This window comes from Moorena sp. SIO2C4, from assembly GCF_010672485.1.
Classification (GTDB): Bacteria; Cyanobacteriota; Cyanobacteriia; order Cyanobacteriales; family Coleofasciculaceae; genus Moorena; species Moorena producens.
This window is the reverse complement of record NZ_JAAHGN010000309.1, coordinates 1-7338: the sequence shown is the minus strand read 5'-3', so window position 1 is coordinate 7338 and position 7338 is coordinate 1. Positions and strand designations below refer to the sequence as shown.

Here is a 7338-nt window from a genome sequence, read left to right as displayed (position 1 = left end):
TCTTACCTTCTGCCAGTAACAGGTGATATTCAAGTTCACTGGCTGAACCCATAGCAATTTGAAGAAAACGGGCTAGTTCGGCTTCTGACAAACGTAAGCATTAAGCTGACTGCTGACTGCTGACTGCTGAATGCTTACCTAATACTTAAAGCCTCAAGCCTAATACCTAGTGCCTAAGTTAATACTAATCCCTGACAAAGGTAAGGAAACTTTCCCATAAGCATCCAAAAGTTTAGGGGCTTGATGACGCCACTCCAGCATCTCTTCCATCCTGCGTCTACCTTCTGCTCCCATTTTTTCTCTGAGTTCAGGAGAATTGAGCAGTTCCAGAATTTTCTCAGCAAACTCCAGCTCGTCATTAGGCGTAGCATAAACAGATGCATTCTCTGCAGAGCGTCTTCCCTCTCGGAGGTCAAACTGAACAATAGGTTTGCCTAAGGCCATGTACTCCAAGATTTTATTCATAGTACAGTTTTCGTTGTAAGCCGATGTGGGAGACGGTTCCACGCATACATCGCAACTGGAAAGCCGCTCTAAAAGTGCTTCCCCGGTCTGAAATCCTGTGAATTCTACAAAATCAGTCAGGTCAAGCTCTTTAGATAAAGCCTTGAGGGTTTCAGCAGCAGGGCCACTGCCAATGAGCATGAAGTGAATATCTTGGCGCTTCTTTTCCTGCACGATGTAACGTACTGCCCTCAGAAGATAGTCAATGCCCTCTGGTTCCCCCATCACTCCCATATAACCTACCAGATATTGACGACCTCTGCGGTAACTCGGGTTTGAGGGCATAATCCGAAACCGTGCCAGATCAGGTCCACTGCGCACTACAAATACTTGCTCTGGTTTCTTCCCCCCTCGGGTAAGGGCGACCTTGCGATGGGATTCGTTGGTTGAAATCACCATGTCTGCTGTAGCATAAGTTAAGCGCTCAGCCCAGCGTAGACCATGATAGAAGATATCTTTTCGTCCATACTTGGCGATGTACATCTCCGGAGCCAGATCGTGGTGATCGAAGATTACTTTTACGCCCCGAAACAATTTAAACCATCCCGCCACTAGGAAGATTAAATCTGGGGGATTGCAAATGTGGATAATGTCAAAACCCTGCTCTCGCCATACTTGGCAAGCTAAGCGAAATTGCCAATTTATAGCCCAGCTGTACTCTCGAATATAGCCAGTAACGGAGCTTTCTTCCGGTGGTAGGGGATGGCGATAAATATGAATCCCTTCAATGACTTCATAATCTTTGTAAAACCCATTCCCTTTGGGAGAAATTGTAGTAACTTGATAGCCAGCTTTCTGTAAGCTAGTGGCTTCCATCCATACCCTTCGGTCAAAGGGTACAGGTAGATTTTCGACGATTATTAATACTTTAGAAAATGAAGTCATTAAAATTTAGTTCCTTAATCAAATCAGTAAAACTAATCATTAAATATACTTTTAATGATAGATGCCGAAGTGATGTAAAATATAATTGTATTGTTAATAACTTAAAAAGTTGATCAACTTTTATCATCTAGGGGTGCTTCCTTCAAGGTTTTCTCAACAAGTACCGAAGAGCTATATATTTGTTCCACAACATTCTTAAATTCAAATTTAGTTGGTTGCGCCCATGCCCTTTCACTCAACTGCTGTCGCAATTCTGAGTTTTCTGCTAGTTCTACTAAGGCATCACTAAGCCTCTGAATCATAGCTTCTTCCGTCAACCCATCCGTTTTTATCACCCGTCCACAGGTTTCATCCACTATCACTCCTGGTCCTCCTAAATCGAGGCAAACTACAGGTAAGCCATAGGACAAAGCTTCTATGACAACTGTACCGGAAGTTTCATGGAGACTTGGGAATAAAAAAACATTATGGTGTAGATAGGCTGAAATCAATTCTTTCTGATCTATCCAAGATATCCAGTCTACAGCATTCTGGATTCCCAACTGCTCGGTGAGTCCTTGCAGCCACTTTTCTTCTGGACCTCTGCCAAGGGCTGTTAAACGGGCATTCGGGATCTTATCGAGCAGCTGCGCAAAGGCTTTTAGCCCTAGATGTAAACCTTTCCAAAACAACAACCGTCCTACAAACAGAACCCGGAAAGTTTCTGTTTCGGTTGACTTTCGTTGAATTCCCTCAGGGATAGTAGTCATCCTACAGGGAGGCACATTAAAAATAACTTCAGATTTATGGCGATAAAATTTTGGAATAAGCGACCGTGTTTGCTCGGAGTCAAGATAGATTTTTGATGCCTTAGTAAAGGTCAAGTGCATCAGGGGATTAAACTGAATCCAGCTATTGGCTAGGTCACGACCAAAATCAAGGATTTTGCCCATCAAGGGGTAGCTTTTCCTGAAACGCCAAGGTGTTCTTAGTCCACCAGCTAGTGGACCCAAAATGAAAGGGAGTCCTAGAAAACCCATGAAGCTATAACGTCGCACACAGCTATTTGTGACATGATGCACACAATCAAATGCCACTTGCTGGGTCAATAATTTGGCAGTCTGATACGCACCCCACTGCCAGTGGAACAAAAGAATTTCAACGGTGATACGCATAGCAATAATCCCAAATTTATTTCCTTTAAATATCCACCTATTAAAGGAAAAAACTGGTAAATTATGGTAATAAAAATTCAAATTATTGAGGGAGTTTTTAGAGATGAATTGCTCAATACTGGGCTGATTGTTGGCTTCAGTAATCACCCAGACTTCATGCCCCATCTGTGAGAGTTGAAGAACCCACGACCAACCAAGTTCATCCTCAGAACCTTTTTCAGGATTGCAATTGAAAGCAGATATCAGTATTTTCATCTTAAATATTTTCCGAAAATGGTAATTAATTTTCTGAGCTGTACCCAGATCGGTTAGATATCTAGAGCAGTTGTTGTTATCAACATCTGAGCCAGGTAAGTTTTAGACAGAAGAAGCCTGAAGTCATCAAACTACATACCTATAAATATATATTAATGTATATATTTATGTTTTTATTTTAAGACTGAACGATAGACCTCGCTCATAGAAGTCCAATAATTTTTGACATCTAGGGGAACAACACTCGTTCTTGCTTTAGCTCCTAAGGAAATTCTCAAAGACTTATTTTCAATCAGAGACTTCAAGGTATCTGATAGCTGTTCAATATCCCCTGGATTTATGATTAGTCCATTCTCTGCGTGAGTAACTACCTCGGGTATCCCCCCTACTGGTGTGGTGATCACAGGTAAGCCCCAACCCATTGCTTCCAGCAATGCCATCGGCAGACCTTCGTTGTAAGACGGCAAGACAAATATGTTAGCTTTTGCTAAAAGAGCATCCCGTTGCCCTGAGTCTATCCCGCCAGGGACTTTGATATAGTCTCCTAAATCCAGACTCTCAACTAATTGACAGGCTTGTTCTACTTCTCCATCCCCTGCTAATATTAATTTTGAGCAGGTTTTATGTTCAGGAGGGAGGGAGGCAAATGCCCGGATCAGATCAAATACTCCTTTGCGTTGACCGATTTGTCCCAAAAAAACCAACATTATCTGGTTGCAGCTTGTGCGCTCTGGAATTTTCGAGGGGAACTCTACTGGGTTAGGAAGGATTACAACCTGTTCTGCTTTTAGTCCGAAACTAGACTGGTAAAAGTTTTTCCAGCTCTGTGATAGAACAATCAAGTAAGCAGATTGTCGAAACAGCGAGCTAATTATTCGTTTAGCCCATTGAGGCAGCCCAGTGTAAAACAACTTATACTCGCTACCATGGGCGTGCAAAACTACAGGGACATCAAACGCTAGTGCAACGAGCATCAAAATCATTTTCCGGAGCGTGCTACCCCTTTGACAAAAATGCACGTGAATAAGATCAGCTTTTTTTCTTGATAACTTCCACAGCAACTTGCCTAGAGCTTTCCCAAAAGCTAAGATCTTACGAGTAATTGATCCGTTTTCCCCATCAGTACAGGTAGTAGGAATGTGCTGAATTTGAACGTGAGAGGGTGCATTACGAAGAATAAGTTTCTGCACTGATGCGATACCACCCTTGATCTGAAGGTTGTCACCTAACATTAATACCTGCCATGCCACGACAGAAACAGGATTTTGTGTTTTAAGTTCTAAAGTTTTGTCTTGATTTGTGTCTTGACTTGTGTCTTGACTTGTGTCTTTAATTATGTGTAAAGACGGATAGTTAATCATAATTTTTCATAATTTTAATACTTTCAGGACTGCTGCAGTAAATCTACTTGTATGGTTACACGCCGTGCGCCCCTACTACATATAGAGTTTAAAGTCCAGTTTTGGGTAAATCCTGACTTTAAGGCCCTCACCAAGGCTATAGGGTTAAATAGGTAGTTAAATAGGTAATCAAATCCACTTTGTCCACCTGAGTGCCCAAACTTTTTCAACACCATAAAATGGGGCTAATAGTAGTGTGAGTGCAACCCATACTGGTCCGACTATGTATAACCAAATACCGCCACGATGACGTTTGATAAAACCCTCCAAGGGATAACGTAGTCGTCTATGCCAATAGGTTAGAGGGATCCATTCTTTGGTGTAAGTTTTGTAGATCTGCTCTAATTCATAAGTGGCTTTTACACCAGCAATGCTGGTTTTATTGTCACCACTTACTGGAGCAATGCTTAGCACCTCGTCGATAACGCGCCAGCGCACACCACGGGAGTAGAAATAATTAAATAGCTCAATATCCATGGTGTACTCATAACTTTCATTTAAAGGTTGAGGTCGATCAAGCAGCTTGCGCCGATAAAAGCAGCTAGGTTGGTGAATTGGAGAAGCAACAGCGATTAAGTCAATTTGTTTGAGTGTAGGAGCTTTGATGTAGATCTGGTTTTCTGCATCCTTGATCATAGGTCGTGCTCCTAATCCTAAGGGCAAGACTCGCCCAAACAGGCTCATCCAAAAATTAGCTCCCTTGAGTGGTTGACCTAAATTTTCAGTCCTATATTCAATTTGGCTGCGACCAACTAGGACATCAATATCAGGTGACTCGGCAAAGTATTTGCCCACTGTGTGCAAGGCATCTGGTGCTAGGAGGTCGTCACTGCACAGCCAATTAACGATATCACCATTACACTTAGCAAAACCTTTATTAATGGCATTAGATTGACCACTGTCCTTCTCACTAACCCACCAGGTAATGTATGGTTCAAACTGCTTAATTACCTCCACACTGTTGTCAGTGGAGCCGCCATCCACTACAATGATTTCCAGCTTGGGATAGTTCTGATCGATTAAGCTTTGTAAGGTTGCACCGATAGTTGCTCCGCTATTATAGTTAGGAACAACTATCGAAATGGTCGGAAGTTTGGCTAAGTGAGGGGCTTCTTGTTCACAAATGGTACTTTGCTCTGAATTTTTCATGGCTTACTATCCCGTTTAATTTAATGAAATAAATTAATAAAATAAATTTTTAATTATCAGGATAAGTTTAATGATATAGCATTTTAAATTATCTCATTAAACTTAATACTTAGTAAGTATATAGCGTTTCTCGTACTTATGAGGTACAGTCAATTTTATTTCCCCTACTCCCTACTCCCTGCTCCCTACTCCCTGCTCTCTGCTCCCTGTTCCCTTTACCCATCAAGTCTAGTTTCACATCTCAACTAAAAATGCTAGATCAGACTTGGGCAGCTTTCATTAAGTGGCGATTTTTGACAATTCGACTCTGGTAAACACCTGCGGAAAGAGCGGTTGATACGTATACAGTCCACAATATGTCCTCGACAAGAATTGATGGTTCTAGGCTAAAGTTAGCAATACTGAAAAATATTAGGTAGAGAAACATCCATAAAAATTCTATTTTTTCCCTTAAGCTTAGTAATTTAATTATCCTAAATAATGCCGTCAATAAACTAACCACAAAAAGTAAAACACCTAAAAATCCAAGTTGCAGAGCTAACTCAAGATAACCACTATGAGAATGACCATGTCCTCCATGGGCAAGCCATGTAGAGTTGATTACAGAGTAACCGGCGTCGGAAGACCAGAATCCCTCAAAACCGTAACCTAACCAAGGTCGTTCTAAAATTCTCTCAAATAACAAAGTCCAAATAGGTAAACGCCCGTTAAATTCAAGATCTTTGCCTAGAGTATCAACTACTATGAATTCCAGGTTCCATAAAATTAATATAGATGCAACAAAAGCCAGTAGAGCTGAGACCATGTAAAGAAAAGTTTGTAACTTATAGTGCTGTTTTACAAACTTGTGAAGGGGCAGGAGGGTAATCATAACTAAAAAGATTACCAACGCTGATTTTCCTTGAGAAAGCAGGAGCATCAAAACAGACAAGCTAAATCCAGCCCACCCTACCCAGCGATATTTCCGGTGGTTGAGGGCGGTCAATAAAGACATTATGGCATTTAGGGACATCAGACGAGCCAAATGATTTTTATGCCTAAGGATACCCTGAGCGGGAGCTCCCCCGAAGCCATTACCTAGAGTGACCAATAAGCTTAGAATCGCCACTATGCCTAGCACCCATGCCAGAAGACGCATTTGCTCCTTAGGGTTATAGCGAGCTGCTAAGTATCCTCCGAGGGCAGTTGCACGTACCACAGCTCTAAGTAATGCTGGAATACCGGGAACGGCAGACCATGCAATCGACCACACAGCAGTCCCCACTAAGCATAGTAAAGGTATATCCTTTGTAAAAACATATGCAACTCTTTTCCATCGCCAAATAAGTAAAAAAAACAAGATTAGATAGCTAGCAAGTTTTAAAAGCGTAAGTAGAGAGCCTGGTATGTCAAGAAACATGCCAGAAAATAAGCAGATGCCAATCATAAAAGGTTCTAACTTTAGCAAAAAAAAAGTTATTAATTGATTAGGCGATAACCTTTTTAAATTCACCATAAACTATCTATTAATACGACTTTTATAGCCCTAGTTATCTCAGGAATAATATCTCTCATATTAGTTATATAGCGTTGCTCGCAGTTATGAGGTACAGTCTTCTTTGACACTGATTCCCTGTCTTGATGCAATAGCGAGTGGGGGGAACCCCCAAGACCGCGCTGCATCGCTTAAAACCCTCTTTACTATTGCTAGCATGCCTATTGCCTATTGCCTTAAAGGGATAAGTAATGTCCCTCACTCGTCCTGAGAACTGCTATAATTATACCCCCGATAAAATTTCATTAAAAAGAGATAAGTAGCGTCTTGCTTGAATTTCTAAGGTAAATTCTTTTTCTACCTTCTCGCGGGCGCGGTAGGATAGTTTTTGATGTCGCTCTGTGTTCTCCAGCACCCAAGCAATTCCTTGAGCCAGAGCCTCAATTTTGTAAGGTTGGGCTAAATAGCCGTTTTTCTGGTGCTCAATCAGATCGGGCATCCAGCCAATGTTGAAGGA

The 7338-nt window shown here is 41.6% G+C and carries 7 protein-coding genes; all 7 read right to left on the bottom strand.

What is annotated here, in order from left to right:
- A partial coding sequence (locus F6K20_RS17210) for a four helix bundle protein (protein ID WP_287295423.1) occupies positions 1-91 on the bottom strand: 91 nt, incomplete at its 3' end.
- 68 nt (positions 92-159) lie between these two features.
- Entirely contained in the window at positions 160-1320 is a 1161-nt protein-coding gene (locus F6K20_RS17205; protein WP_502708840.1) for a glycosyltransferase family 4 protein, read from the bottom strand.
- Positions 1321-1502: 182 nt separating this feature from the next.
- A complete protein-coding gene (locus F6K20_RS17200) occupies positions 1503-2798 on the bottom strand; it encodes a glycosyltransferase family 4 protein (protein WP_008179240.1) in 1296 nt (431 codons plus the stop codon).
- Between the two features lie 173 nt (positions 2799-2971).
- Entirely contained in the window at positions 2972-4159 is a 1188-nt protein-coding gene (locus F6K20_RS17195; RefSeq protein WP_008179242.1) for a glycosyltransferase family 4 protein, read from the bottom strand.
- A 168-nt stretch (positions 4160-4327) separates the two neighbouring features.
- Positions 4328-5347 (bottom strand): glycosyltransferase family 2 protein, encoded by a 1020-nt coding sequence (locus tag F6K20_RS17190; protein WP_287247494.1) that lies wholly within the window; start codon positions 5345-5347, stop codon positions 4328-4330.
- A gap of 259 nt (positions 5348-5606) precedes the next feature.
- On the bottom strand, positions 5607-6842 hold the full coding sequence (locus F6K20_RS17185; RefSeq protein WP_287247492.1) for an O-antigen ligase family protein: 1236 nt from the start codon (positions 6840-6842) through the stop codon (positions 5607-5609).
- Positions 6843-7104: 262 nt separating this feature from the next.
- Positions 7105-7338 (bottom strand): glycosyltransferase (locus F6K20_RS17180; protein ID WP_287295421.1); only part of this gene is annotated, 234 nt, incomplete at its 5' end.

What these genes read in the sequence shown, in the direction of transcription:
- F6K20_RS17205 (WP_502708840.1), bottom strand. Translation starts at nt 1,320, where the DNA reads ATGGAAGCCACTAGCTTACAGAAAGCTGGCTATCAAGTTACTACAATT.
- F6K20_RS17200 (WP_008179240.1), bottom strand. Translation starts at nt 2,798, where the DNA reads ATGAAAATACTGATATCTGCTTTCAATTGCAATCCTGAAAAAGGTTCT.
- F6K20_RS17195 (WP_008179242.1), bottom strand. Translation starts at nt 4,159, where the DNA reads ATGATTAACTATCCGTCTTTACACATAATTAAAGACACAAGTCAAGAC.
- F6K20_RS17190 (WP_287247494.1), bottom strand. Translation starts at nt 5,347, where the DNA reads ATGAAAAATTCAGAGCAAAGTACCATTTGTGAACAAGAAGCCCCTCAC.
- F6K20_RS17185 (WP_287247492.1), bottom strand. Translation starts at nt 6,842, where the DNA reads ATGGTGAATTTAAAAAGGTTATCGCCTAATCAATTAATAACTTTTTTT.